The organism is Streptomyces sp. NBC_01261 (genome assembly GCF_036226385.1).
GTDB lineage: Bacteria > Actinomycetota > Actinomycetes > Streptomycetales > Streptomycetaceae > Streptomyces.
In genome coordinates, this window is the sequence record NZ_CP108463.1 from 8444802 (window position 1) to 8471285 (window position 26484).

Sequence of the window (26484 nt, forward strand, 5' to 3'; positions counted from 1 at the left end):
TATGCCAGGTGTCGCGATCTGTTGACCGTGACGGGTCGTCACCGCCGTTGTATACGCGGCACTTGGCGATCATGACCGACCTGCGAGGTCGGACCGTCCCTGTTTCGGCGCGGTAAAACAAAAACATGATCCGGTGACCGGCGTGCCGTGTGTGTCGTTGGGCGGGAGCAGAACCATTTCTGCCCCAGGTTCGATCCCCGATCGAGCCTGATCGAACCCGATCAACTCGCCACCCACTTAAGGCACTTCAGTGGACGTCACAACAAAAGCGACCACCAGCATCCGCGCCAGGCTGCTGAGGATTCTGATCCTCGCCCTCGCGGTCCTGCTCGCCCTGCTCGGTATCGCGGCCGCCGACCAGATCTCCGCCTATCGCAACGCCTCCGCGACCGCCGACAACGCCCGCCTGGAAATCACCCTCCAAGGACTCGTCCACGAACTGCAGAAGGAGCGCGGACTCACCACCGGATACGTCGGCGGCGTCCGGCAGTTCAGCGCCAAGCTGCCCGCGCAGCGCAAGGCGACCGACGCCGCGCGCGAGCGGTTGGGCGTGGCCCTGAAGGGGCGTGAGGACTCCGCCGCGGGTTCCGTGCGCGAGTCCCTCGGCCGGCTCGACGGCCTCACCGGCATCCGCAAGGACGCCGACGACGGCACCGGCGTGGTGAAGGCGACCTTCGACTACTTCACCACCACGATCACCGTCCTCGACCGGCTCGACCTCGGTCTCGAAGACGTCCACGACGGCAACCTTCGCGACGCCTACCAGGCGCTCCAAGTCCTCGGCAACGCAAAGGAGTTCACCGGTGAGGAGCGCGCCATCGTGCTCGGCTCGGTACGCGCCGGGAAATTCCGCGGCGACGACTACAGCCGGTTCATGGAGATCCGCGCCGGACGCCTCGCCGCCCTCGACGCCTTCCCCCGGTCGGCCACCGCCGTGCAGGAACGGCGCCTGAACACCGCCCTGACCACGCCCGACGCCGAGCGCACGCTGGCGTACGAGAGCAAGGCGGTGCACGGCACGGGGAAGCTGAAGGCGAGCGCGATCCCGCCCATGGCCTGGTGGGACTCGATGACCTCCACCATCAACGGGATGCGGAACGTCCAGATCGCCCTCGGCACCGATGTCGAGAACCGCGCCGCCCAGTTGGAGAGTTCGGCCCAGCGTGACCTGCTGCTGTTCCTGTTGCTCGCCCTCGCCACGGTCGTCGCGCTCGGCGCGCTGGCCCTCGACTGCGTGCGGTCCGTCTCCACGCCGCTCGTCGAACTCGCCCGGCAGGCACGGGAGGTGGCCGGCAGCCGGCTGCCGCAGGCCGTGGCCGCCGTGCAGGACGGGTCGTCCGGGGCGGCGCCGAAGCCGCCGGCTCCGCTGGCCGTCGCCGACAAGGCGGGGGCCGAAGTGCGGGAGGTGGCCGACGCGTTCGACCGGGTGCAGCGGTCCGCCTTCGAACTCGCCACCGAGCAGGCCGTGTTGCGGCGCAACGCCACCGACTCGCTGGTGAGCCTGGGGCGTCGCAACCAGAACCTGGTGCGCCGTCAGATCAGCTTCATCAACAAGCTGGAGCACGAGGACGCAGACCCCGCGACCCTCTCCAACCTCTTCGAACTCGACCACCTGGCCACCCGTATGCGCCGCAACGCCGAAAGCCTCCTGGTGCTCGCCGGAGAGTCCAGCCCCCGCCCCTGGTCCACGCCGCTGGCCGTCAACGACGTGCTGCGCGCCGCGCTGTCCGAGGTCGAGGAGTACCGCCGGGTCACCCTGCGCCGGATCGAGCCCGCGTTCGTCACCGGCTCCGTCGTGGTCGAAATCGCCCACCTGCTCGCCGAGTTGGTGGAGAACGCGCTGAGCTTCTCGCCGCCGGACTCCGATGTGGAGATCGAGGGGCGGCGCACCAGCGCCGGCTATCTGGTCGCGATCGTCGACCACGGCTTCGGCATGGACAACCAGGCCCTCGCCGAGGCCAACGTACGACTGTCCGGCACCGCCAGCTTCATGGCCGAACCCACCCGGTTCCTGGGCCACTTCGTGGTCGGCGCCCTCGCCCGCAAGTGCGGCATCGAGGTACGGCTCGGCGAGGCACCGGCGGCCGGTGTGGTCGCCCGGGTGCTGATCCCCGCGGGGCTGTTGACGGAGAAGGGGGTCGAGGAGGGGCCGGCGGTGCCCGCCCCGAGGAAGGCGGAGGCGGAGAAGATGGAGAGCCCGGAGCCCGAAGCGGTGGTCGCCCCGGTTGCCGCCAAGGGCGGTTCGTCCGCCGCGCGCACCCGGAACGGCCTGGTCAAGCGGCCGCAGCGCAGCGGTATCGCGGCGGCGGTGAGCGAGACCGACCGGACCGGCAGGCCCGCACCCACCACACCGCCCAACCCGGAACGGACCCCCGAGCAGGTCTCCGGGATGCTCTCCACCCTGCGCAGCGCCCACATGCGGGGCGGCATCAGCGTCGAGAAGGAGAAGCAGCGGAACAGCGTGGAGAAGACCGCCGGGAAGAACGCCGAGACGAACGAGGGTGCCGCCAAGTGACCACCGTCGACACCCCGCACGACTCGCGGACCTTCAACTGGCTGCTCGCCAACTTCGTCAAGAGCACCGACGGCGTACGCGACGCGGTCGCCGTCTCCTCCGACGGGCTGCTGATCGCCGTGTCGGACGGGCTCGGCCGCACCGAGGCCGACCATCTCGCCGCGATCGTCTCGGGGTTGAGCAGCCTGGCGCGCAGCGCGTCCAAGCGGTACAGCTTCGACGGGGTCAAGCTCATCATGATCGAGATGGGCCGGGGCTTCCTGCTCGTCTCGGCGATCCAGGACGGCAGCTGTCTCGGTGTCCTCGCCGACAGCAGCGGTGAACTGGGCCTCGTCGGCTACGAGATGGCGGTGCTCGCGGAACGGGCGGGTGATCTGCTCACCCCGACGCTCATCGCCGATCTGCGGCAGGCGTTGCCGCGGTGAACGGTGAACACTCCAGGGACGTAGAACCTGACGAGGACGCGACGTTCGTCCGGCCGTTCATCATCACCGGCGGCCGGTCCGAGCCTCTCCAGGCCGGTCTGCGGCTGGAGACGCTGGTCGTCGCCGTCGGCGTGCCGGATCCGTCGCTCGCCTTCGAGCGGCGCCACATCGTCGCGGTGTGCGAACAGCCGACGACCGTCGCCGAGGTGGCGCACCGGGTCGGCGTACCCCTCGGAGTGGCCAAGGTGCTCATCTCCGACCTCGTCGTCGCCGGGCAACTCGCCTGCCGGCAACCCGCGGAGCTGCCGCTCCCGATGCTCGAAAGGATCAGGGACCATGTCCGGGCGCTCTGACAAGATCGTGCCGCTGGCCGTGAAGATCGTGGTCAGCGGCGGCCTCGGGGTCGGCAAGACCACGTTCATCGGGGCCATTTCGGAGATCGAACCCCTCGACACGGAGGCGGCGATCACCGAAGTCTCCGTAGGCGTCGACTCGTTGGTGGGCGTCGAGGCGAAGACCACCACCACCGTCGCCCTCGACTTCGGGCGGATCACGCTCGACCCGACGATCGCGCTGTATCTGTTCGGGACGCCCGGGCAGGACCGGTTCTCCTTCCTCTGGGACGACCTGGTGGAGGGCGCGCTCGGCACGGTGGTCCTCGTGGACACCCGGCGGATCGAGGAGTGCTTCCCGGCCGTCGACTACTTCGAGTCGCAGGGCGCGCCGTTCGTCCTCGCGGTGAACCGGTTCGACGGGGCGGATCGGTTCGACGTGGACGAGGTGCGGGAGGCGCTCGGGCTGAGCGCGGAGGTGCCGGTGCTGGAGTGCGACGCGCGGGACCGCGATTCCGTACGGGACGTGCTGGGGGCGCTGATGGACCGGGTGATCGGGGTCCGGGCGGCACCACGACGACGTACGGCGGCGGCGCTGACGCGGTAGAGGAGAAAGACAGGAAGAGAACCACGAGGGGAGGGGTACGCGTGTGAAGGCGGGGCGGGAGCAGCGGGGGAGAGTGTGAGAAGCGCCCGATCAGGCGGAGAATCCGGGGATCAGGGCGTGCAGTGGGTCAGCTCAACAGGAAGAGGACCACACGCGACCGAAGTCGATGTGGGAGCGCCTGACCAGCCACTGCTGTGGATGCATGGGGTAAGTGGAACAGGCATCCGGTTGGGCGTCAACCGACTTGAGACGTAGCGCCCACAGTATGGACAACCTTGACAGCAGGGGGAAACGGCGCCGTACCCTCGGTGGACGGCCCTGCTGAGGGGCTCGGCCGTATCGCGCCGCGAGGCGCCCGTGTGAAGGCACCACCCGCGTTCGACCTACGCGTCACGGAGTCCTCGCATGCCTTCCGCCACCCTCGCCAGAATCCCCGCCGCACCGGACCGGCCGGAGCGCACCCGATGAAGCCCACCCTTGTGATCGTCGGGGCCGGGCCGCGGGGGACCGGCCTCATCGAGCGCATCGCCGCCAACGCGTCCGAGCTGTACGCCAGTTCGGGCGCCGAGGGTGCCGAAGGCCTCGACATCCACCTCGTCGACCCCCATCCGCCGGGCGCCGGACGCATCTGGCGCGCGGCCCAGTCGCCGCTGCTGTGGATGAACTCGCACGCCGAGGACGTCACCATGTTCACCGACGAGACGGTGGTCATGGACGGTCCGGTACGCCCCGGCCCCACGCTGCATGAATGGGCCGCCATCGAGGGCAGCACCTTCGCCGACCGGCAGCTCCAGGGCTCCTACCTGCGCTGGGTGCACGAGCAGTCCGTGGCCGCGCTGCCGCCGGGCAGCACCGTCCACCACCATCCGCGACGGGCCCTCAGGATCAGCGGCCCGCGCGACGGACGCCAGCAGGTCTGGCTGGAGGGCAGCCCGGACCCGCTCGTCGCCGACCTCGTCGTCCTCGCCCTCGGCCACCTGGACGCCGAACTCGACCAGGACCAGCGGGAGTTGGCGGCGTACGCCCGCGCCCACGACCTCATCCACCTGCCGCCGGACTTCACCGCAGACAGCGACCTGTCCGCCCTCGCCCCCGGCGAACCCGTCCTCGTCCGCGGCTTCGGCCTCGCCTTCGTCGACCTGATGGTGCTGCTCACGGAGGGGAGGGGCGGACGCTACGACGGCGACACCTACGTCCCCTCGGGGCAGGAGCCGGTGCTGTACGTCGGGTCGCGGCGCGGAGTGCCGTACCACTCGAAGATCGGTTACGAGTGGAGCGGTGAACGGCCGCCGCTGCCACGGTTCTTCGGGCCCGCCGAGGTCGACGCGATACTCGCGCTGCCGGGGGGCTTCGACTTCCGGCGGGACGTATGGCCGCTGATCGAGAAGGAGTTGGGGTTCGCGCACTACCACCGGCTGTTCGGTGTGTACCCCGAGCGGACGAGCATCGCCTGGACCGACTTCGAGGAGAAGTACGCGGCCGGGGAGGCGGCGGACCGCGAGGCCCTCGTCGCGTCCGCGGTGCCCGACCCCGCCGACCGGCTCGACCTCGCGGCACTCGACCATCCGCTGGACGGGGTGCGGTACGCGTCGCACGAGGAGTTCCAGGAGGGGCTACGGGCCTACGTGGACGGTGATCTGACCCGCCGTCACGATCCGTCCAACAGTCCCGACTTGGCGGTCTTCCTCGGACTGCTCTCCGTCTACGGGCAGTTGATCCGGCTCGGGGACGTCGGGCCCTGGTGGCACGGCTTCTTCAGCTATCTCGCCTCCGGGCCGCCCGGACCCCGGCTGCGCCAACTCCTCGCGCTGTCCCGGGCCGGCGTCGTGCGGTTCGTCGGCGCGGACATGGCCGTGGCCGCCCAGGGCGGGGTGTTCCGGGCGTCCAGCGCGACCGTGCCGGGGGTGACGATCGAGGCGCGGGCACTGGTGGAGGCGCGGTTGCCGGAGCCCACGGTCGGGCGGTCCGTCGATCCGCTGCTGCGTGAACTGCACGCCGACGGGGCCGTGGTGGAGAGTCCCGAAGGGCTGCTGCGGGTGGACCGCACCGACGGGCGGATCCTCGGCCGGGACGGGCAGCCGCATCCCCGGCGGTTCGCGCTCGGGCCCTACACCGACGTACGGACCCCCGGCGCCTTCACCCGGCCGCGCACCGGCGGCCCCGCCTTCCGGCAGAACGACGCCACCGCGCGGACCATGCTCGCGTTCCTGCGGGACCTCGCGTGTCGGGCCTCCGTACCGCCCCGCGCTTGTCGGTGAAGTCCCGGGCTCCACCGAGGACTTGGCCCTCTCCGAGGCGCTCCCGAACGACAGGAAGGCTTCCCTCCCATGACCTCCTCGCACGGCCGGGGCCTGCATCTGGCCGCCGCCGTCGACCAGCGGTCGGCCTACGACGCCGACTCCTACGTCGAGTTGGCGCGGCTCGCCGAGAGCGGCGGCCTCGACTTCGTGACGCTCGACGACACCTTCGCGCGGCCCGGACCCGACGCCCTCGCCGTCCTGTCCCGCGTCGCCCCGGCGACCAACCGGATCGGCCTGGTGCCGACCGTGACCGTCACGCACACCGAGCCCTTCCACGTGCAGGCCGCGGTCGCGACCCTCGACTGGGTCAGCCGTGGCCGGGCCGGCTGGCGGCTCGACGTGTCGACCACCGAGGGCGAGGCCCGCCTCTTCGGCCGCCGGCACGCCGCGCCCGCCGACGCGTTGTGGGCGGAGGCCGGTGAAGTCGCCGAGGTGGCCGCCCGGTTGTGGGACAGCTGGGAGGACGACGCCGAGATACGGGACACGGCCACCGGCCGTTTCGTCGACCGCGACAGGCTGCATCACGTCGACTTCGAGGGCTCGGAGTTCTCGGTCAAGGGCCCCTCGATCGTGCCCAGACCGCCGCAGGGCCACCCGGTCCGTGTGGTCGACGCCACCGAGGGCCAGGCCCGGCGGACGGCCGCCCGGTACGCCGATGTGGCGCTCGTCCGCGCGGCGAGTTCCGCGCAGGCCGGGTCCGTACGGGCCGAACTGCGGGACTCCGCCGAGAAGTTCGGCCGCGATCCCGACACCCTGCGGGTCCTGGCGAGCCTCGTCGTGGATCTCGGCGACGGCGAGCACGCGGCCGAACCGGGCCACGGCGGGGGCGGCCCCCGGCAGACCGCGCACGGCCCGCTGTACCGGGGCGGCCCGGTCGACCTCGCGGAGCTGATCGCCGGCTGGCACGGCGACCGTACCGTCGACGGCTTCCACCTCACCCCCGTCGAACCCCGCCGTGACCTGGAGCGGCTGGTCAACGGCACGGTCGCGCTGCTCCAACACCGGGGCCTGTTCCGCACGTTCTACCCGGGCAGCACGCTCAGGGAGCACCTGGGTCTGGCCCGGCCCGCCAACCGGTACGCGGTGACCGGGGGAGCGTCATGACCGTACGGGCGCGCAAGAAGATCCATCTGGCCGCGCACTTCCCGGGCGTCAACAGCACCACCGTGTGGGCCGACCCGCGGTCGAAGTCCCAGATCGGGTTCTCCTCGTTCGAGCAGCTCGCCCGCACCGCCGAGCGTGGCCTCTTCGACTTCTTCTTCCTCGCCGAGGGGCTGCGACTGCGCGAACACAAGGGCCTTATCCACGACTTGGACGTCGTCGGACGTCCGGAGTCCCTCACGGTCCTCAACGCGCTCGCCGCCGTCACCTCACGCATCGGGCTGGCCGCCACGGTCAACGCGACCTTCAACGAACCGTACGAACTCGCCCGCAGACTCGCCACGTTGGACCACCTCAGCGCGGGCCGGGCCGCCTGGAACGTGGTGACCTCCTCCGACGCCTTCACCGGCGAGAACTTCCGGCGCGGGGGATACCTCGACCGCGCGGACCGCTACACCCGGGCGGCCGAATTCGTCGCCGTGACAAGGGAGTTGTGGGACTCCTGGACCGCCGACGGACTCTCCCGCCCCTTCGCCCACCGGGGCCGACACTTCGACATCGCGGGCGAGTTCACCGTTCCGCGCTCACCCCAGGGGCACCCGGTCGTCATCCAGGCCGGGGACTCGGGGGAGGGCCGGGAGTTCGCGGCGCGGACCGCCGACGTCGTCTTCACCCGGCACGGCACGCTGGAGGACGGCCGCGCCTTCTACGCCGACGTGAAGGGGCGCCTCGCCAAGTACGGCCGTGGCGCGGACGATCTCAAGATCATGCCCGGTGTCTCCGTCGTCCTCGGCGACACGGCGGCCGAGGCACAGGAGCGGGCCGCCGAGATCCGGCGGCAGCAGGTCTCCCCGCAGAACGCGCTCCTCGCCCTGGAACAGATCTGGGGCACGGACCTCTCCGCCTACGACCCCGACGGCCCGTTCCCCGACACCGACCCGGTGCCGGAATCGTCGATCACCCAGGGGCGGACCCGGCGCGGCGACACCGTCGCGATGGCCGAGAAGTGGCGGGCGCTGTCCCGCGAGAAGGGGCTGTCCATCCGGCAGACCGTGATCGAGGCGAGCGGCCGGCAGTCCTTCATCGGCACCCCGGAGGCGGTCGCCGCCGAGCTGGAGACCTTCGTACGACAGGACGCGGCCGACGGCTTCATCCTCGTCCCGCATCTCACCCCCGGCGGCCTCGACGAGTTCGTGGACCGGGTGGTGCCGCTGCTCCAGGAACGTGGCGTGTTCCGTACGGAATACCGGGGCACGACCCTGCGCTCACATCTCGGGCTCCCCGACCCGGCCGGGGAGGGGTGACACGAGCGGCGGATGGGGACCGTGTCTGCTCCCTACGGCCCCCTTGCCCTCACCGGCACGCACTGGCCGGAGGACTAACCGGACGGTCACCTTCCGGATATCCCCGGCGTATGGGTCCTCGACGGTGACGCGGTCACTCTCACCGTGCCGGCGGACGAACGGACGGGACCGACCCTCGACGGGGAACCCTTCACCGGCTCGGTCCGCCTCGGCGCGGACACCGGCCCGGTGAGCGCGGCCCGCGTCGGTCTCGGCGAGCGCAGCCTGGTCGTCCTGGTCCGCGAGGGCGGCTGGGGCGTGCGCGACTACGACCCCGACTCGGCCGCGCGGCGCGCGTTCCGGGGCGTCGAGGTCACGCCGTACCGGCCGCGCTGGTCGGTGCCGGGACGCTTCACGCCGTACGACGAGCGGCGCACCGTGCGCGTCGACACGGCGGACGGTGTCGAACGCGGGCTCGGGCTCGCGGGTGAACTCGCCTTCCGGCTCGACGGGTTGGACATGACCTTGCGGGTGGCGGTGCAGGCCGACGGGACGTCGTGGGCGGTGTTCGCCGACTCCACGAGCGGGGAGGGCAGTTACCGGTTCCGGTTCCTGTACCCGGCGGCGCCCGACGCGAAGGGGCGCACGACGGTCGACCTCAACCGGGCCGTGCTCCCGCCGTGCGCGTTCGCCGAACATTTCATCTGCCCTTTCCCGCCGCCCGGGAATACGCTGGGCCTCGCGATCGAGGCGGGGGAGCGCACCCTTCGGCAGCCGGTGCGTTGACCTGCGGTGGGCCGGGTTTCGGCCCACCGCGTCAGGGTGATCAACTCGCGTAGATCGTGGGCCAGTTGAAGGTCGTACGGCCGAAAGGCGCCCTTGCGCCCATCGGTCGGGCGGCCGAATACTCCCCCACAGCGCTTGTCAGGGGCACGGCGTGTTCGGAAACCGGACGCCCGACCCTGACTGCGCCTCACGGGCCCCGACCCCACGCGGGCCCCCGAATTCCCCTAGGAGGGAACGAAACGTGAGGATCAAGCGCACCACCCCGCGCAGCGGAATCGCGAGACGGACCAGGCTGATCGCCGTGGCCACCGGATTCGCCGCCGCCGCCGCGTTCGCCGTCCCCACCGCGAGCGCCAGTGAAGCCCGGACGTTCAGCGCGACCCAGCTCTCCACGGCCAACTCGTCCGTGCTCAAGGCCGATGTCCCGGGCACCGCCTGGTCGGTCGACAGCAAGACGAACCGTGTCGTCGTCACCGTCGACAGCACGGTGTCCCAGGCCGAGATCGCGAAGATCAAGGCGCAGGCGGGCAGCACCGCCGACGCGATCACCATCAAGCACACGGCGGGTCAGTTCAAGAGGCTGATCACCGGCGGCGACGCCATCTACGGCGGTGGCTACCGCTGCTCGCTCGGCTTCAACGTGCACAGCGGGAGCACGTACTACTTCCTGACCGCCGGCCACTGCGGTGAGGTCGCCTCCACCTGGTACTCCAACTCCGGTCAGAGCACGGTGCTGGGCACCAACGTCAGCTACAGCTTCCCGACCAACGACTTCGCGCTGGTGCGCTACACCGGCTCGGCCGCGCACCCCAGCGCGGTCGGCAGCCAGACCATCAGCAGCGCGGCCACGCCGAGCGTGGGCACGACCGTCTACCGGCGTGGCTCCACCACCGGTACGCACAGCGGCCGGGTCACGGCACTGAACGCCACCGTCAACTACGGCAGCGGCGACGTGGTGTACCAGATGATCCAGACCACCGTCTGCGCCGAGGGCGGCGACAGTGGCGGTCCCCTGTACTCCGGCACTGTGGCCTACGGTCTGACCTCGGGCGGCAGCGGCAACTGCACCTCCGGTGGTACGACCTTCTTCCAGCCGGTCACCGAGGCGCTGAGCTACTACGGCGTGAGCGTCGGCTGACGCCCGCCTGAACGTCTTCCGCTCCGGACTGCAGCCGGTGGCGAAGCGAGTCCCCGTACGCAACTGGCGTGCGGGGGCTCGCTCTTGTGTGGCACACGGAGTTACCGTCGTGTGTATCGGAGAAGGCACCTGGTGCGCCACGTCGGACCCTGGGGGGCCGTGATGGTCGAGGAGCTGGTGACGGCGGGAGTGACACTCGCGTCCGTCGGAGTGGTGTACGCGATGGCGGCCGCGCGGGTCGTCAAACAGTACGAGCGGGGCGTGGTGTTCCGGCTCGGCAGGCTGCGGCCCGAGGTGCGCGGGGCGGGCTTCACGATGGTCGTCCCGTTCGTGGACAAGCTCCGCAAGGTCAACATGCAGATCGTGACGATGCCCGTGCCCGCGCAGGAGGGCATCACCCGCGACAACGTGACGGTCCGGGTGGACGCGGTCGTCTATTTCAAGGTCATCGACGCGGCGGACGCGTTGGTGCAGGTCGAGGACTACCGCTTCGCCGTCTCGCAGATGGCACAGACCTCGCTGCGGTCGATCATCGGCAAGAGCGACCTCGACGATCTGCTCTCCAACCGCGAAAAGCTCAACCAGGGCCTGGAGTTGATGATCGACAGCCCGTCCATCGGCTGGGGTGTGCAGATCGACCGCGTCGAGATCAAGGACGTGTCGCTGCCCGAGACGATGAAGCGCTCGATGGCCCGGCAGGCCGAGGCCGACCGTGAGCGGCGGGCCCGGATCATCAACGCGGACGCCGAGTTGCAGGCCTCGAAGAAGCTGGCGGAGGCCGCCGGGGTGATGTCCGAACAGCCCGCCGCACTCCAACTCCGGCTGCTGCAAACAGTGGTGGCGGTCGCTGCCGAGAAGAACTCGACCCTGGTGCTGCCGTTCCCGGTCGAGCTGCTGCGGTTCCTGGAGCGAGCGGCACCGGCTCCGAGCGCACCTGCCGCGCCCGCGGCGCCCGTGGCACCTGCGGCGCCGGTTGCCGCCGTGGCGTCGCAACCGGTGCAGGAGCAACTTCCGCCCGCCGAGCCCCAGTCGGATCCGGACTCGGACGGGTCGATTTCAAGACAGGACTAGACCTCACCGACTGATGAGCGATGCTCGCGCCCAGTGTTTGCAGTGCGAACGGCCTGGGATGGCCGTGAACATTCAAAGCGAGGGGGCGTGCGACCGCGTTCCGCGCACGACCTGAAGTCGACCTTGTGCGCTCCCTGTGCGATTCGGAAGAGTAGGCGCTCGTCAACCTACCTTTCGGCCGGTCGGGTCCCCACAACCTGGCGGGCCGACCCCCCACAGGAGGACACGAGTTGAAGCACCGACGCATACCCGGGCGACGGGTGGCCGTGGCAGGCGCGGGCATAGCCGCACTGGTCGTCGCGGGAGTCGCCTTGCAGAGTGCGAACGCCAGCGAGACCACACGGGCGGCCGCACCCCACACCCTCTCGGCCCTCGCGGCCGGAAAGCTCGCCTCGACGCTCGGCGAGAACCTCGGCACCGACGCGGCCGGCACGTTCTACGACGCGAAGACCAAGAGCCTCGTGGTCAACGTGCTCGACCGGGCCGCCGCCGACACCGTCGAGGCGGCCGGCGCCAAGGCGAGAATCGTCGAGAACTCCCTCGCCGAACTGACCGACGCCCGTACGACCCTCAAGCAGGACGCGACGATCCCCGGCACCTCGTGGGCGACCGACCCCACCACCAACAAGGTCGTCGTCACCGCGGACCGCACGGTCTCCGACGCCGAGTGGACCAAGCTCACCAAGGTCGTCGACGGGCTCGGCGGCAAGGCCGAACTCCAGCGCACCAAGGGGGAGTTCAAGCCCTTCATCGCAGGTGGCGACGCCATCTCCGGCTCGGGCGGGCGCTGTTCGCTCGGCTTCAACGTGGTCAAGGGCGGCGCGCCGTACTTCATCACCGCCGGGCACTGCACCGAGGCCATCTCCACCTGGTCCGACTCCAACGGCAACCAGATCGGCACGAACGAGCAGTCCAGCTTCCCGGACAACGACTTCGGGCTGGTCAAGTACACCTCGGACGTCGCCCACCCGAGCGCGGTCGACCTCTACAACGGCTCCTCGCAGGCCATCACCCACGTCGCCGACGCCACCGTCGGCGAGAAGGTGACCCGCAGCGGCTCCACGACCCAGGTCCACACCGGCACGGTCACCGGCCTGGACGCCACCGTGAACTACGGCAACGGCGACATCGTCAACGGCCTGATCCGGACCGACGTCTGCGCCGAGCCCGGTGACAGCGGCGGCTCGCTGTTCGACGGCGACGCGGCGATCGGCCTCACCTCCGGGGGCAGCGGCGACTGCGCCTCGGGCGGCGAGACCTTCTTCCAGCCGGTCACCGAGGCGCTGTCGACGTTCGGGGCGCAGATCGGCTGACCTGCCCACAGGGTGGTGCGAAGTCCCGCTCCCGCGCGCGAGGGAGCGGGACTTCCGTGTCCCTGCAGCCGGCTCAGCGCGTGGGCCAGTACCACAGCGGTTCGTCGAGCGGGCCCTCGCGCCCCGCCACCGTCGTCTGCCCGAACTCCTTCACCAGTTCTATGGAGTTGACGTCGAGACGGTGCCGTATCGCGCCCTTCTGGAGGGCGTCCGCGAGCGGTCGGGCGTGGGTGACCACGACGATCTGGGTGTCCTTGGTGGCGGTGAGGATCAGGTCGGCGAGCGGCGGGATCAGGTCCGGGTGGAGGCTCGTCTCCGGCTCGTTCAGCACGAGCAGCGACGGGGGCCGGGGTGTCAACAGGGCCGCCGCCCACAGGAGATAGCGCAGGGTGCCGTCCGACAGCTCGGCGGCGGTGAGCGCGCGCAGCAGCCCGTGCTGGCGCAGGGCGAGCTGGAAACGGCCGCCGAGGTCGGCGATGTGGACCTGACTGCCGGGGAAGGCCGCGTCCACGGCCGCGTCCAGCGCCTCGGCGTCACCGACCTCGCGGATCGTCTGCAGGGCGGCGGCCAGATCGGAGCCGTCACCGCTGAGCACGGGTGTGCGCGTGCCGATCTGGGCGGCGCGGGCCGGCGCGTCCGCGTCGGTGCGGACATGGTCGTAGAACCGCCAGGACCTGATGAACTCCCGTACCGCCAGGACGTCGGGGGCGTGCTGGGGGTCGGCCAGTTCGCCGAGCATGCTGTCGTACGGGCGCAGGGTGCCGTGGGCGCGGGACCAGCCGCCGCCCGCGCCGCGGAGTCTGACGGCGGCTCCCGCGCGGTCGGAGAGCACCGAGGCCGGGCGCAGGACGGGGCCGCTCCAGATGGACTCGCGTTTGATCTCCGGGTCGAGGTTGAACATGGACGCCACGCGGTCCGTCCCCGGGGACGGGCTGGGGTGCCCGAAGTCGATCGCGTACCCGAACTCGTCGCCCGCGAAGCCCAGTTGCAGACTGACCGGGCCCGAGCGGACCGTGCCCTGCACGGGATGTCTGCCCTCGCGCACCGCGCGGCCGATCTTCTCCGGGCCCGCCCACAGGACCGACGGCAGCCCGCCCTCCTGCGCGAGCGCGGCGACGGCACCGCCGCGCGCGGACGCGGCGAGCAGGCGCAGCGAGCGGTAGAGGCTCGACTTGCCCGTGCCGTTCGCCCCCGTGATCACGTTCAGTCGCGTCAGCGGGACGATCAGGCGGCGCAGGGAACGGTAGTTCTCGACGGCGAGGGTGCTGATCATGCGTCCAGGGTTGCAGACGGGTCTGACAGTCCCGGTCGGTCCAGCAGGTCCTCGTGCTTCCGGCGCAGCGTCGCCGCCAGCAGGGTGACCACGATCCCGGCGAGCGCCCAGGCCGACAGGACCAGCAGCGGGCCGGTGATGGCGTTGCCCTTGAAGTAGGCGATCGAGCGCGCCACCCAGGTGCCGGCGCCCGGTGGCAGCGCGGGTCCGATCGCGTTCCAGAACGGCGGCAGCAGCGGCAGCGGGAAGGCGCCGCCCGCGCTCGGGTTGCCCGCGATCACCACCAGCAGGATCGCCAGACCGATGCCCACGACCCCGAAGACCCCCTGCAACCCCAGGGTCGCCGCTCCCACGGCGAACGTGATCAGCGCGCCGAGCCCCCAGAACGCCATCACACTGCCCGGCAGCGCCCCCAGGATCGGCCCGACGATCACCGCGCCGCCGAGGCCGCCGACGATCGCGACCAGCGCCATGGTGATCAGCCGGATCATCGCGCGGCGCGGGTTGGCGGGCCGGGCGCCGGTGCTGATCGCCAGGATCGAGGCGCACAGATAGCCGCCGACGCACCAGCCGACGACCAGGTAGAACGACGACAGCCCGTCGAAGTCCTGGGACGAGGCCGGCGCCACGTCCACCGTCCGGACCGTGCGCTGCTCGGTCCTCTCCAGGGTGGCGGTGATGGTCTCCAGGGTGGTCGCGAGGACGGTGCCGCCGCCGGTGGCGACCAGGAGCGTGTCCTTGGTGCCGCGCGGGTCGATGACGAGGGCGCCGTCGATGTCCCGGTTCAGGATCTGCCTCCGCGCGGTCGCCGCGTCGGACACCGCGCGCGGGTCGAGCGGTGAGCCGGGCAGTTGCTTCAGCCGGGCCACCGTCTGCTCGGCCGTGACCTGAGGGGCGACGACTCCGAAAGACACATCCCTGGGCTTCGGGTTGTGCAGCGCGCCTACGTAGGAGGCGATGAAGAGCAGCTGAAGAGCGACCACACCGACGACGAGCAGGCCGGCCCGCAGGGTGACCGCGTCCTTCACCTCACCGAAGAAGGACGTACGGGACGTACCGGCACCCGGGGTCTCTGTCATGTGCCCACGGTCTCGGTGGCCGGGTCTTCACGCAGGCGGGAAGGGGCCGAACGGATGTCGTACGTGTGTTCGGAAAACTTTTCTCCCCAACTGCCCGGCCCGGACGGGGAGCTGACGGAGCGGCGTCTGTTTCGGCCACCGTGCACCTCCCCAAGGAATAGCTGATGTGTTCGAATGTGGGTCGCTGACCGGGGCTGATGGGGCTAGAGTAATCGAACGAGCGTGCGATGAACATATCGGGCGGATGGCTGAAAAGGGGTGGAGTGATGGAGGTGCGGCATGGCGGGCTTCGCCCATCTGCACGTCGCGTCCGGTTACTCCGCCCGCTACGGCGCCTCCCATCCCGAACAGCTCGTGCGGCGGGCGGTCGGGCAGGGCATGACGGCGCTCGCGCTCACCGACCGGGACACGGTCACCGGCGCCGTCCGCTTCGCGCGGGCGTGCGTCAAGGACGGCGTCCGGCCGATCCTCGGCATCGACCTGGCGGTGGAGGCCCTCGCACCCCCGCCGCCCGCACAGCGCCCGCGCACCCCCGCACGCGGTGGCGCGCACGTGGTCGAGCCGCCCCTGCGGTTCGTGCTGCTGGCCCAGGACCGGGCGGGCTGGGCGCGGCTGTGCCGCATCACGTCGGCGGCGCACGAGGGTGCCCTGTCCGGTACGGCGCCGGTGGTGCCGTGGGAGGCGCTGCGCGAGTACGGCGGCCCCGGGCTGACCGTGCTGCTCGGCCCGCTCTCGGAGCCGGTGCGGGCGCTGTCGGTGGGCCGGGAGGACGTAGCGATGAAGCTGCTGGCTCCCTGGCGGGAGATCTTCGGGAGGGGGGTCCGCTTGGAGGCCGTAGCGCAGAATCGTTTCGGCACTGCTCCTGGCTCCCTGCGGCTGGCCGCCCGCACCCTCGCCCTGGCCGACCGCACCCGCACCACCGCCGTACTCTCCAACGCCGTCCGCTACGCCGACCCCGCCCAGCACCGCCTCGCCGACGTCCTGGACGCGGCACGGCTGCTGCGCCCCATCGACCGGCGCCGGCTGGACAGCGGGCAGCGCTGGCTCAAGGACGAGAGGGAGATGACGGTCGTGGCCAGGATGATCGCCGAGTGCGCCGGAGCGGACGTCCGCCGGGCCCGCCGGCTGATGGCGGACACCGCGGACACCGCGGCCGGGTGCGCCGTCGACCCGGCCGCCGACCTCGGTCTCGGCACCCCGCACTTCCCGGAACCGTCGCTCTTCGGCGCGGGACCGGAGACGGGCGGCGCGGCCGGGCTGCTGCGCCTGCGGTCCGAGGAGGGCCTGGTCCGACGCGGCCTCGACCGTGACCGGGCGGCACGCGACCGGCTGGAGGAGGAACTCGCCGTCATCTCCCACTGGAACTACGACGCGTACTTCCTCGCCGTCGGCCAGGTCGTCGCCGACATCCGGGCCAAGGGCATCCGGGTCGCCGCCCGCGGCTCCGGCGCCGGCTCGCTGGTCTGCCACGCGCTGGACATCGCCACCGCCAACCCGCTCGACCACAGCCTGCTGTTCGAGCGCTTCCTGAGCACCCGCCGCGAATCGCTGCCCGACATCGACATCGACGTGGAGTCCGCCCGCCGCCTGGAGTGCTACGACGCGATCTTCGAACGGTTCGGGAAGGAGCGGGTGGCGGTCACCGCGATGCCCGAGACCTACCGGGCGCGCAGGGCGCTGCGCGACACCGGCCTGGCGCTGGGCATCGCCCCGGCCGACGTCGACCGGATCGCCAAGAGTTTTCCGCACCTGCGCGCCTCCGGCATCACGAGCGCGCTCGCCGAACTGCCCGAACTGCGCCAACTGGCAAGGGAGATGGGCCGCTACGGGCCGTTGTGGGAACTCGCCGAAGGCCTCGACTCCCTGATCCACGGCATGGCCATGCACCCCTGTGGCGTGGTCATCAGCGACGCCACTCTCCTGGACCGGTTGCCGGTGCAGCCCACCCCGCAGGGCGACTACCCGATGGCGATGGCCGCGAAGGAGGAGATCGAGGCGCTGGGCAACATCAAACTCGACGTCCTGGGCGTCCGTATGCAGTCCGCGATGGCCCACGCCGTCACCGAGATCGAACGCGCCACCGGCAACCGCATCGACCTCGACGACCCCCAACAGGTCCCGCTCGACGACGTGTTCGCGTTCAAGCTCATCCAGGAGAGCCAGACGCTGGGGCTGTTTCAATTGGAGTCGCCCGGTCAACAAGACCTTTTGTCGAGACTCCAACCACGCGACGTGCAGGACGTCATCGCCGACATCAGCCTCTTCCGCCCCGGCCCGGTCGCCGGCGGCATGCCCGAGCGGTACATCGCCGCGCGTCATGGCGGTACGCCGGTGTATGCGCACCGGGACCTCGAACCCGTGCTCGCCGACACCTACGGCGTGACCATCTGGCACGAGCAGATCATCGACACGCTGCATGTGCTGACCGGCTGCGAGCGGGCCTTCGCGGAGATCACCCGGCGGGCGCTGGGCGACAAGGACCAACTGCCCCGGATCAAGGACTGGTTCCACGAGAAGGCACGCGCGCGTGGCTACAGCCCGGCGGTCCGGGACGAGGTCTGGAAGACCGTCGAGGCCTTCGGGGCGTACGGCTTCTGCCGCGCCCACGCGGTCGCCTTCGCCGTACCGGCGCTGCAGAGCGCCTGGTTGAAGGCACATCATCCGGCGTTCCTGCTGGCCGGGTTGCTCGAACACGACCCCGGGATGTGGCCCAAGCGGGTGCTGGTCTCCGACGCCCGCCGGCGCGGTGTGCCGATCCTGTCCGTCGACATCAACCGCTCCAGGGTGAAGCACACCGTGGAGATGACCGAGAAGGAGGAGTGGGGCGTGCGACTCGCGCTGTCCGGGGTGCGCGGCATCAGCGAGGAGGAGTGCGCGCGGATCGAGGAGGGGCAGCCGTACGGATCGCTGTCCGACTTCTGGCAGCGGGGTCGTCCCAGCAGACCGGTCGCCGAACGCCTCGCGGAGATCGGCGCGTTGACCTGTCTGCACGACGGTCGCCTCACCCGGCGTGATCTGCTGCTCCAGATCGCCGAGTTGCACCGGCAGTCCCGCAACCGGACCGCGGGGGCCGGTCAACTGCCCATGGATACGGGTGCTGTTGGGGGAGTCGAGCCGAGCGGGTTGCCGGAGATGACCGGACGCGAGGCACTGAGCGCCGAGTTGGGCACCCTTGGCATCGATGTCTCCCGGCATCTGATGGAGCATCACCACCGGCTGCTGCGCGAGATCGGCGCGACGGACGCGGCGCACCTGGCCGAACTGCGCGCGGGGCAGCAGGTGTTGGTCGCCGGGGTGCGGGCTTCCACCCAGACCCCGCCGATCGCGAGCGGCAAGCGGATCATCTTCGTCACCCTGGAGGACGGCTCGGGCCTGGTCGACCTCGCCTTCTTCGAGGACTCCCACCCGGCCTGCGCGTACACCGTCTTCCACAGCGGGCTGCTGCTGGTGCGCGGCACGGTCCAGGTGCGCGGCACCCGTCGTACCGTCGTCGGTTCCATGGCCTGGGACCTGGACGAGATCGCGGGCGCCCGCCGGGACGACGGCCCGGAGGCGGCGCTCGCCCTCCTGGGTGCCGACCGCCCGCATCCGACGCCCGCCCAGCCGCAACGCACCCTCGCCAACGGCACCACAGGCGCCCGCCTCCACCCCTACGCCGACCTCCAGCCCGCGGGCACCCGCTCGGCCGACCTGAAGAAGTTCGGCCACCGCAGCCCGGGGAGTGCGGGATGACCACGCGTCGGCGGCACATCGCCCACTTTCATCTGCATGCCGCGCTGAGCGAGGTTCGGTACGACGACATAATCGAACTGGTGTCCGGTATCACGCCCCACGTCCAGGCCATCCCGTCCAACGCCCTTCAGGTGGACCTGACTTCGGCGCTCCGATACTTCGACATGTCCGCCTACGACGCGGTCCAGACGGTGAAGATGAGACTGAAGGCCCTCTACGACATCGACAGCAGTGCCGGCCTCGCGGGCAACCGCATGGTGGCGGCGATGGCGGCCGACGCGTCCGCCCCGGGGGACACCACCTGGGTGCCCACCGGGGAAGCGGCCGACTGGTTGTACCCCCGGCCGGTCACCGCGCTGCCCGGGATCGGCCGCGCCACGGCGGACACACTGCACCGATACGGCCTGCACACCATCGGCCAGCTCACCGACCTGCCTCCGGCGACCCTGCAACGGCTCCTCGGCGCGGGCCAGGCACGGCTGTTGGCCGAGCGCGCCCGCGGCCACGACCCCCGCCCGGTCGTCCCCGCGGAACCGGCGGCGCATCTCGCCGCCGACCTGGTCCTGAGCCGGGACTGCCTGGACCCGGCCCAACACCATCGCGCCGTCCTGGGACTTGCCGACCGGATCGGCCAACGCCTGCGCGGAGAAAGGAAGTTCGCGAGCCGACTCACCCTCGCGGTGAGATACGCCGACCGCAGCTCAACCACGCGTACGCGTGCGCTGCCGGAGCCCACCGACCACTCACCCGCCGTCGCCGCCACCGCCCTGGGCCTGTTGACCTCCCTCGGACTGCAACGCGCCCGCGTGCGTGCCTTCGTGCTCCGCGCCGACGACCTACGCCCGGCGAGCTGTGCCTACCGTCAGCTCTCCATGGATCCCGGGGACGCCCGCGCCCGCGCGGTCGAAGCCGCCGCGGACCGTGCCCGTCGACGCTTCGGGCAGGAGGCGGTACGCCCGGCGGCGCTGGCGGACTGAGATCCGTGTCGCCGAGAATCGTGGAACTGCCCCTACGTTCAAGGGCGTTGCTGGAGATCGCGGTTGCGCACCTGCCAGGCCCGCACCAGCAGGAAGAGCCCGACCAGCGCGACCACCACGCCCAGCACCGCGTACTGACCGTGGCCGGACATGGCCGAGCCGTTCATCGCGCCGACACCCTGCGCGATCCAGACCGCGCCGAGTACGACAAGGATGATCCCGCCGACACCACGGACCACCATGGTCACTCCATTTCCCACACCGATACGTCACGCAGGCGGCACCCGCCCGCGTTCACCGCTCAGCTTCGTCCCGTTCGACGCGCTGGGGACGGTCGAAAACCTTACGGAACGAGAACGTCGTACGGGCTGGGGTGTTGGCGGCAGGGGCGCAGTGCGCGACCAGGATCGGGAAGCGGCGTCCCGCGTCAGTTGGCCCACGGCGCGACGATCCGCGTACCGTCCGCCAATTCCGCCTCCAGGCCGATGGTCGTGGTGACCCAGGTGATCACGGTCCGGTCGGTGGGGTTCTCGACGCCGAAGGTCGCCCCCGGGTTGATGATCAACGTGTCACCCGCACCGACCCGTTCGCTACGACCGTCGAGCGTGATCACCAGCTCGCCTTCGAGGATGTGCAGGATCTCCTCGTGGTTGACGGTGTGCAGCGGTGCTTTGGTGCCGGCGGGGATCTCGCCCCGCCAGGCGCACAGCTCCTCGCTGCCGGTGCGGGGGTGGGCGTACGAGACGAAGCGGGCGCCGTGGATCTCGTGGACGACGGCGTCGGACGGGTGGACGACGGGCACGGGTGCCTCCATGAACAGATGGTCAAGCTGCTTGACCATATCCCCAACATGGTCAAGCAGCTTGACCGGTTCGTCAAGGGTGTTTCAATGCCGTCGTGGAGAACTCCGAGGCCATCGCCCTGACCGCCGCCCTGCTCGCCGCCGCGGGCGACCTGACGAAGCGCATCAACGACGGGGTCGTCGCCCGCGGCTTCGAGGTGCGCCCGGCGCACGGCTTCGCCTTCGCGCGGCTCGCGCCGGACGGGGCGACGGCAACCGATCTCGCCGCACACCTCGGAGTCACCAAGCAGGCCGCGAGTCAGCTCGTCGACGAAATCGTGCGCAAGGGGTACGCCGAACGGCGCCCGCACCCTGGTGACGCGCGCGCCCGACTGGTCGTGCTCACGGAGTTGGGCTGGGCCTGCACGCGAGCCGCGGAGGAGGCGGCGCTGGAGGCCGTGCGGCCCTGGGTCGAACTGCTGGGGGAGGGTGAAGTGCGCGTGTTGTGTGACCGTTTGCGGCGTATTGCGCCCTACGGTCCCCTCAGGCCGACCTGGTGACTGGTTATCACTGGAAGTTTTTACTGACGCGTAACTTCACACTTCACCTACTCACTCGTAACTTGACGGGTGAACAGCATTCTTGTGATCCGGATCACAGGGCGTAAGGCCGTCGCAACTCCCTTGAGCCGCAAGGAGATCACACGATGCTGCCCTGGAAACGACTGCTCAGACCCCTGACCGCGCTGCTTCTGACCGCCGCGGTCGCCGCCGTTCCCGCCACCGCCGCGCACGCGGCGAGCGCCCCCAGCACTGGTTGGAACGACTACGGTTGCCGGCCCTCCACCGCCCACCCCGACCCCGTCGTCCTCGTGCACGGCACCTTCGCCAACGCCACCGACAACTGGCTGACCCTTGCGCCGTACCTGGAAGTCCGCGGCTACTGCGTCTTCTCCCTCGACTACGGCCAGCTCCCCGGCGTCCCCCTCGTATACGGCCTCGGCCCCATCGACCAGTCGGCGGCCCAACTCCAGGTCTACGTCGACAAGGTGCTCGCCGCGACCGGCGCCGCCAAGGTCGACCTCGTCGGGCACTCGCAGGGCGGCATGATGCCCCGCTACTACCTGAAGTTCCTCGGCGGCGGCGCCAAGGTGAACACCTTCGTCGGCATCGCGCCCGACAACCACGGCACCACCCTGGACGGCCTCACCAAGCTCCTGCCGTACTTCCCGGGCGCCGAGGACGTGATCGCCTCGGCCGCCCCCGGTCTCGCCGACCAGGTCGCCGGCTCGGCCTTCCTCGCCAAGCTGAACGCGGGCGGCGACACCGTCCCCGGCGTCCACTACACGGTCATCGCCACCAGGTACGACGAGGTCGTCACGCCCTACACGAGTCAGTTCCTGAGCGGATCCGACGTGCACAACGTGCTGATCCAGAACCTGTGTTCACTCGATCTGTCGGAGCACGCCCTGCTCGGGCTCACCGACCGGATCGCCTTCCACGAGGTCGCCAACGCCCTCGACCCGGCCCACGCCACCACCACCAACTGCCTGTCGGCGCTCAGTTGACCGTACGCACACCGCGGGGTCTGTCCGACCTGAGCCGCCGGACAGACCCCGCCCCCTGCACGGGCCGTGCTCAACGGCCGTGCCGTCCACCGCCGTTGGTCGCGCGGCGGCGGACCGAGGCGAACAGGGCCGCGGCGCCGAGTGCCAGGGAGGCCGCGCCGCCCACGATGAGATACGGCGAGCTGTTGTTGGCGCCGGTCTCGGCGAGGTTCTTCGAACTCCCCGCCGCCTGCGGCTCGTTGGCCTCGGAGGCCGCCTGGTTCGTCGCGGCGGCCGGCTCCGCCGACGTGCTCGCGTCCGTGTCCCCGTGGCCGTTGTGCTCGACGGTCGACTTGTCGGCACCGGCTGCGATCTGCTGGTTGGAGGGGGCGGAGGCGGTGGGTGCCGGAGTGGTGGGAGCGGCGGGTGTCGGTGTCGAACTGCCCGCCGTACCACCGCCGTTGGCGCTCGCGCCACTGCCACTGCCCTTGCCGCCTCCGCTCCCGCCGAAGCTGACGTCCGAGCAGGAGTAGAACGCCTCCGGGCTGTCCGAGCGCTGCCAGATCGCGTACAGGAGCTGCTTGCCGGAGCGTTGCGGGAGGGTGCCGGAGAATGTGTAGAAGCCGCCCGTCGCGACCGGGTCGGTGGACGTCGCGACCGGGTGCTCCAGGTCCAGGTCCGCCCAGGCGAGCGGCTGCGCGGGGTCGTAGCCGGACTTGGTGACATAGACCTTGAAGGTGCCCTTGTGCGGGGCGGTCACCCGGTACTTGAAGGTGTACGAGCCGCTGCTCACGCTCGTCGCCGGCCAGTCGGCGCGGGCCAGGTCGAGGCCCTTGAACTCCTCGTTGTTCGCGCTGCACAGCTTCCCGTCCGGGATCAGCGTCTGGTGCTGCCCGTTCGCGTCACCGATCCGGATGCCGTTCCAGTCGTAGAGCGCCTGCGTCCCACCGGCCGCGACCGCCGCCTTGCACGCGTCCGACTTCGGGCTCTCCGGCCCCTCCGCGTAGCACTGCGCGACCCGGCTGACCGGGTCGCCCATCGAACCGTGCGCCGCCGCGGGCGCCGCGGTGAGCGCGGTCAGGGCGAGCGGGGTCATCCCGAGGACGGCGACAGCGGCGACCTTGCGGCGTGCGGGCATGGTGGAACTCCAACTCCTCGGACGGTGCTCGGCGCGGGGGACGGATTCCGTGGGGGTGATCAGAAGCTAGCCCCTGGAAACCGCGGAATCGCCTGCTGGAGACGGGAGAGGGAGATCCTTATGGTCGTGTTAAGGCAGGGCTAACCGAGGGCTCAGAGACGGACGGTTCCGTGAGCGCACGGAGGGATGTGTTGCGGATGAGCGGAGCGGACGGGGTTCGTGTCGCCGTCGTCGCCGATGTGCCCGTGGTGAAGGCCGTGACCGATATGGCGTACGGCCACTACATTCCGCGCATCGGTGTGGTGCCGCAGCCCATGGAGGCGGACCACATGGCGAACGTGGTCGCCGGGCGGGTGTTCGTCACGGGGGACCCCGTGATCGGGCTCGTGGTGACCGAGCAACATGACGATCACCTGTTCCTCGACAGCATCGCCGTCCACCCCGAGGCACACGGCAGGGGCGTAGGACGGCTGCTCCTGGAATTCGTGGACGCACGCGCGCGTGCGCTCGGGCTGGCCGAGGTCAGGCTCTACACCAACGCGCTGATGTGGGAGAACCAGGAGATCTACCCGAGGTTCGGGTACGAGGTCGTGGAGCGACGCGCGGACGGGCCGTACGACCGCGTCCACTACCGGAAGCGGGTGGGCTGACCGGGGGCGAACCAGGGGCAGGCCGGGGTCAGCCGTCCGGCCACCACGTGCGGGCGATGTCCTTGCGGACCTCGGGGCGCTCGACAGGGCGCTCGTCGGCCTTGTCCCGTACCCGACGGGTGTCCGACTTCTTCAGGGGCTTCTGCACGGTCACGCGGCGCATGGCTGCCTCCTTGTGTCCACCCGGGTCGTGTTCTCACGGGGTAGACCGTTCCGGGGAGAGTGACTCATCGGCGCGGGTCTGTCTGTGGCGGCTGTCACGCTGGGACTGTCAGTGGCGGGTGTCACGCTGGGCGTATGAGTGAACCTGTAGCGAACGTCGACTGGGACGCGGAGGCCGCGACCTTCGACGAAGAGCCCGATCACGGGCTGCGCGACCCGGAGATCCGCCGGGCCTGGGCCGACCGGCTGCACGGCTGGCTGCCCGACCGCGCCGCCGACGTCCTCGACCTCGGCTGCGGCACCGGCAGCCTGTCGCTCCTCGCGGCCGAGCAGGGGCACCACGTCACCGGCGTCGACCTCTCCCCGGCGATGGTGGACCTCGCCCGCGCCAAGCTGGCCGGCCGTGACGCGGCGTTCCTGGTCGGTGACGCGGCGGCACCTCCGGTGGGCGAGCAGCGCTTCGACGTCGTCCTCGTACGGCATGTGCTGTGGACGCTGCCCGACCCCGCCCGGGTCCTGCGGCACTGGCGCGGGCTGCTGCGCCCCGGCGGTCGGCTCGTGCTGATCGAGGGCCGCTGGGGGACGGTCAGCCCGGTCGGCATACCGGCCGACCGCCTCACCGACCTCCTGACACCCCTCGCCGGGTACGTGCACGTGGAGCGGCTGTCGGACGACCTGCAGCTGTGGGGGAAGGGCGTGGACGACGAGCGGTACGCGGTGGTGGCCATCCCCGCCATCCCCTGAGCGAGCCCGCCCGACGTCACGCCACCAGCGCGTCGAACCCGCCCTCACGGGCCAGCCTCTCCAACTCGTCGAGCGCGGCCACGGCCGCCGCCGCGGCCGCGGGGTCCGACCCGGCCAGCCCGCTCTCCTCGAACTCGTCCTCGTCCAGCCGTCGTACGTCCGTCCCGTCGGCGGAGATCCACAGGTCCAGATCGAGGTCCTCCACGACGAGTTCGGTGCCGGAGAGCGTGGCGGGGCGGGTGATGTCGCAGTACCAGCCCTTCAACTCCCCGGTGTGGTGCCGGACTTCCTTCAGGGAGTACCAGCGGTCCCGCCAGTAGTACTCGGTGAAGATGTCGCCGTGCTCGAAGCGGACGAAGCCGAAGTCGCGGACGCCGTCACCGGCCCACGGGGCGCGGACGGCGAGGCGGGTGCCGTCGTCGAAGAGCAGGTCGGCGGTGTAACGGATCTTCGTGCGGCCCGCCTTGACGATGATGACGTCCAACTGGCCCATGGGTTCAGGTGAGTTCGCGGACATAGCGCACCTCCGTGGCGCAGGTCTCGTAGCCGAACCAGGTGTTGATCGCGAGCATCGGCCCGTTGCCGGTGTCGTTGCCCGTGAACGCCTCCGTGTAACCGGCGGCGCGGGCGCGGTGCAGGGAGTCGTTCTTGGCGAGCTTGGCGAGGCCTCGGCCGCGGTGGGCGCGGGCGGTGCCGGTCATCACCGTGCCGTAGCGGGTGCCGTCGTCCGTGCGGGCGGCGCTGAAGGCCGCCGGGCGTCCGTCGATGAGGGCCACGGACGTCAACTCCTGGCTGAACAAAGGGTGTTGCCAGGTCCCGTCCAGCCAGGCCTGGTAGTCCGTGAACTCGGTGCCGATGTCGCTGGGTTCGTCGGCCATCGCCTCCGCGTCCAGCTCGAACAGGGGGCGCGGGTCGTCGGAGAAGTCGGAGCCCGGGCGGATCTCGACATCCGGCGGCGGGTCCTGGAGCGGGGGGAGTGCGCCGTGCGCCAGGTCCAGGCGGAGGAAGTACGCGGAGCGGCTCGCCGTATAGCCGAAGCGTTCGGCGAAGCCGTGGTTGGCCGGCTCGTCCAGGACCCAGGTGTAGAGCCGGGTCGCGCCCACGGCGGCCAGATGCTCCTCGGCGGCGCGGGCCAGGAGCGAGCCCGCGCCCCGGCGCGTCCGCTCCGGGTGCACGTACACGTTGACGAAGCCGCGGTCGGGTTCCGGGCTGTCGTAGGCGATGCCCACCTGGGCCGTGCCGATGATCTCGCCGTCCTCCTCCGCGACCAGCCTGCGCAGCGCGGCCTCCGGCTGGGCGTGGGCGATGTCGTGGGCGACGGACTCCGGGGTGAACAGCATGTAGGGGAGCGCGAGTCGGCGGACCTCGACGAAACCGTCCAGGTCCGCCCGGACATCGGGGCGCAGGTCGCGTGCGATCACGGTCATGGGGTCGCACGCTACGGCGGAGCCGCGCGGGAGTGCCTCTTATTTTCCGGAGGGTGCCTTCGCCGGATTCCCTGAGGGTGCGTTCCGTGGTGGGTGCGGGACAA

The 26484-nt window shown here is 70.8% G+C and carries 24 protein-coding genes and 1 pseudogene; 17 read left to right on the forward strand and 8 right to left on the reverse strand.

Annotated features, from left to right (window positions below; translation table 11 throughout):
* Positions 1–250: 250 nt before the first annotated feature.
* From OG226_RS37715 to OG226_RS37765, 11 genes and pseudogenes are all read left to right on the forward strand, one after another.
* Positions 251–2515 (forward strand): sensor histidine kinase, encoded by a 2265-nt coding sequence (locus tag OG226_RS37715; RefSeq protein WP_329351363.1) that lies wholly within the window; start codon positions 251–253, stop codon positions 2513–2515.
* Complete coding sequence (locus OG226_RS37720) at positions 2512–2940, forward strand: roadblock/LC7 domain-containing protein (protein WP_328684249.1); 429 nt, start codon at positions 2512–2514, stop codon at positions 2938–2940. The genes OG226_RS37715 and OG226_RS37720 overlap by 4 nt, the downstream gene beginning before the upstream one ends.
* The gene (locus tag OG226_RS37725) at positions 2937–3293 is read left to right on the forward strand and encodes a DUF742 domain-containing protein (RefSeq protein ID WP_328684250.1); all 357 of its coding nucleotides are present in this window, start codon (positions 2937–2939) and stop codon (positions 3291–3293) included. Before OG226_RS37720 ends, OG226_RS37725 begins: the two co-directional genes overlap by 4 nt.
* A complete protein-coding gene (locus OG226_RS37730) occupies positions 3277–3879 on the forward strand; it encodes a GTP-binding protein (RefSeq protein ID WP_328684251.1) in 603 nt (200 codons plus the stop codon). Before OG226_RS37725 ends, OG226_RS37730 begins: the two co-directional genes overlap by 17 nt.
* A 464-nt stretch (positions 3880–4343) precedes the next feature.
* Positions 4344–6137: an FAD/NAD(P)-binding protein gene (locus OG226_RS37735; protein ID WP_329351365.1), complete on the forward strand. Its 1794-nt coding sequence runs from the start codon at positions 4344–4346 to the stop codon at positions 6135–6137.
* 69 nt (positions 6138–6206) lie between these two features.
* Positions 6207–7283, forward strand: a complete 1077-nt coding sequence (locus OG226_RS37740) for an LLM class flavin-dependent oxidoreductase (protein ID WP_329351367.1) — start codon at positions 6207–6209, stop codon at positions 7281–7283.
* Complete coding sequence (locus OG226_RS37745; RefSeq protein ID WP_329351368.1) at positions 7280–8584, forward strand: NtaA/DmoA family FMN-dependent monooxygenase; 1305 nt, start codon at positions 7280–7282, stop codon at positions 8582–8584. The genes OG226_RS37740 and OG226_RS37745 overlap by 4 nt, the downstream gene beginning before the upstream one ends.
* Before the next feature lie 12 nt (positions 8585–8596).
* Positions 8597–9349: pseudogene (locus OG226_RS37750) on the forward strand (DUF1684 domain-containing protein).
* Between the two features lie 241 nt (positions 9350–9590).
* Positions 9591–10487: a S1 family peptidase gene (locus OG226_RS37755; RefSeq protein WP_329351370.1), complete on the forward strand. Its 897-nt coding sequence runs from the start codon at positions 9591–9593 to the stop codon at positions 10485–10487.
* Positions 10488–10649: 162 nt separating this feature from the next.
* Positions 10650–11558: a slipin family protein gene (locus tag OG226_RS37760; RefSeq protein ID WP_329353638.1), complete on the forward strand. Its 909-nt coding sequence runs from the start codon at positions 10650–10652 to the stop codon at positions 11556–11558.
* A 230-nt stretch (positions 11559–11788) separates the two neighbouring features.
* Positions 11789–12871 (forward strand): S1 family peptidase, encoded by a 1083-nt coding sequence (locus tag OG226_RS37765; RefSeq protein ID WP_329351372.1) that lies wholly within the window; start codon positions 11789–11791, stop codon positions 12869–12871.
* Between the two features lie 73 nt (positions 12872–12944).
* On the opposite strand, the gene OG226_RS37770 is transcribed toward OG226_RS37765, so the two are convergent.
* Both OG226_RS37770 and OG226_RS37775 read right to left on the reverse strand, forming a co-directional pair.
* A complete protein-coding gene (locus OG226_RS37770) occupies positions 12945–14144 on the reverse strand; it encodes an AAA family ATPase (protein ID WP_329351373.1) in 1200 nt (399 codons plus the stop codon).
* Positions 14141–15223, reverse strand: a complete 1083-nt coding sequence (locus tag OG226_RS37775; RefSeq protein WP_328684258.1) for a DUF3533 domain-containing protein — start codon at positions 15221–15223, stop codon at positions 14141–14143. The genes OG226_RS37770 and OG226_RS37775 overlap by 4 nt, the downstream gene beginning before the upstream one ends.
* A gap of 279 nt (positions 15224–15502) precedes the next feature.
* On the opposite strand from OG226_RS37775, the gene OG226_RS37780 reads away from it, so the two are divergent.
* A complete protein-coding gene (locus OG226_RS37780; protein ID WP_329351374.1) occupies positions 15503–18955 on the forward strand; it encodes a DNA polymerase III subunit alpha in 3453 nt (1150 codons plus the stop codon).
* Positions 18952–19932, forward strand: a complete 981-nt coding sequence (locus tag OG226_RS37785) for a DNA polymerase Y family protein (RefSeq protein ID WP_328684260.1) — start codon at positions 18952–18954, stop codon at positions 19930–19932. The genes OG226_RS37780 and OG226_RS37785 overlap by 4 nt, the downstream gene beginning before the upstream one ends.
* Before the next feature lie 38 nt (positions 19933–19970).
* Here OG226_RS37785 and OG226_RS37790 read toward each other — a convergent pair whose 3' ends face one another.
* Positions 19971–20174 carry a hypothetical protein gene (locus OG226_RS37790; RefSeq protein ID WP_328684261.1) on the reverse strand — a complete coding sequence of 68 codons (204 nt, stop codon included), beginning with the start codon at positions 20172–20174 and terminating at the stop codon, positions 19971–19973.
* Positions 20175–20359: 185 nt separating this feature from the next.
* On the reverse strand, positions 20360–20746 hold the full coding sequence (locus tag OG226_RS37795; protein WP_443044961.1) for a cupin domain-containing protein: 387 nt from the start codon (positions 20744–20746) through the stop codon (positions 20360–20362).
* An 83-nt stretch (positions 20747–20829) separates the two neighbouring features.
* On the opposite strand from OG226_RS37795, the gene OG226_RS37800 reads away from it, so the two are divergent.
* Entirely contained in the window at positions 20830–21273 is a 444-nt protein-coding gene (locus OG226_RS37800) for a MarR family winged helix-turn-helix transcriptional regulator (protein WP_328684262.1), read from the forward strand.
* Positions 21274–21419: 146 nt separating this feature from the next.
* On the forward strand, positions 21420–22280 hold the full coding sequence (locus tag OG226_RS37805; protein WP_328684263.1) for an esterase/lipase family protein: 861 nt from the start codon (positions 21420–21422) through the stop codon (positions 22278–22280).
* A gap of 70 nt (positions 22281–22350) precedes the next feature.
* On the opposite strand, the gene OG226_RS37810 is transcribed toward OG226_RS37805, so the two are convergent.
* Positions 22351–23397: a lytic polysaccharide monooxygenase auxiliary activity family 9 protein gene (locus OG226_RS37810; RefSeq protein ID WP_328684264.1), complete on the reverse strand. Its 1047-nt coding sequence runs from the start codon at positions 23395–23397 to the stop codon at positions 22351–22353.
* A gap of 197 nt (positions 23398–23594) precedes the next feature.
* Between OG226_RS37810 and OG226_RS37815 the strand changes: the two genes are divergently transcribed.
* Positions 23595–24047 (forward strand): GNAT family N-acetyltransferase, encoded by a 453-nt coding sequence (locus OG226_RS37815; RefSeq protein ID WP_328684265.1) that lies wholly within the window; start codon positions 23595–23597, stop codon positions 24045–24047.
* A 28-nt stretch (positions 24048–24075) separates the two neighbouring features.
* Here the strand turns inward: OG226_RS37815 and OG226_RS37820 are convergent, their stop codons facing one another.
* Positions 24076–24210 carry a hypothetical protein gene (locus tag OG226_RS37820; RefSeq protein ID WP_328684266.1) on the reverse strand — a complete coding sequence of 45 codons (135 nt, stop codon included), beginning with the start codon at positions 24208–24210 and terminating at the stop codon, positions 24076–24078.
* 134 nt (positions 24211–24344) lie between these two features.
* Between OG226_RS37820 and OG226_RS37825 the strand changes: the two genes are divergently transcribed.
* Positions 24345–24953: a class I SAM-dependent methyltransferase gene (locus OG226_RS37825; protein WP_328684267.1), complete on the forward strand. Its 609-nt coding sequence runs from the start codon at positions 24345–24347 to the stop codon at positions 24951–24953.
* 16 nt (positions 24954–24969) lie between these two features.
* Here the strand turns inward: OG226_RS37825 and OG226_RS37830 are convergent, their stop codons facing one another.
* Both OG226_RS37830 and OG226_RS37835 read right to left on the reverse strand, forming a co-directional pair.
* On the reverse strand, positions 24970–25470 hold the full coding sequence (locus OG226_RS37830; RefSeq protein ID WP_328684268.1) for a DUF402 domain-containing protein: 501 nt from the start codon (positions 25468–25470) through the stop codon (positions 24970–24972).
* Positions 25451–26380: a GNAT family N-acetyltransferase gene (locus tag OG226_RS37835; RefSeq protein ID WP_328684269.1), complete on the reverse strand. Its 930-nt coding sequence runs from the start codon at positions 26378–26380 to the stop codon at positions 25451–25453. The genes OG226_RS37830 and OG226_RS37835 overlap by 20 nt, the downstream gene beginning before the upstream one ends.
* Positions 26381–26484 lie beyond the last annotated feature (104 nt).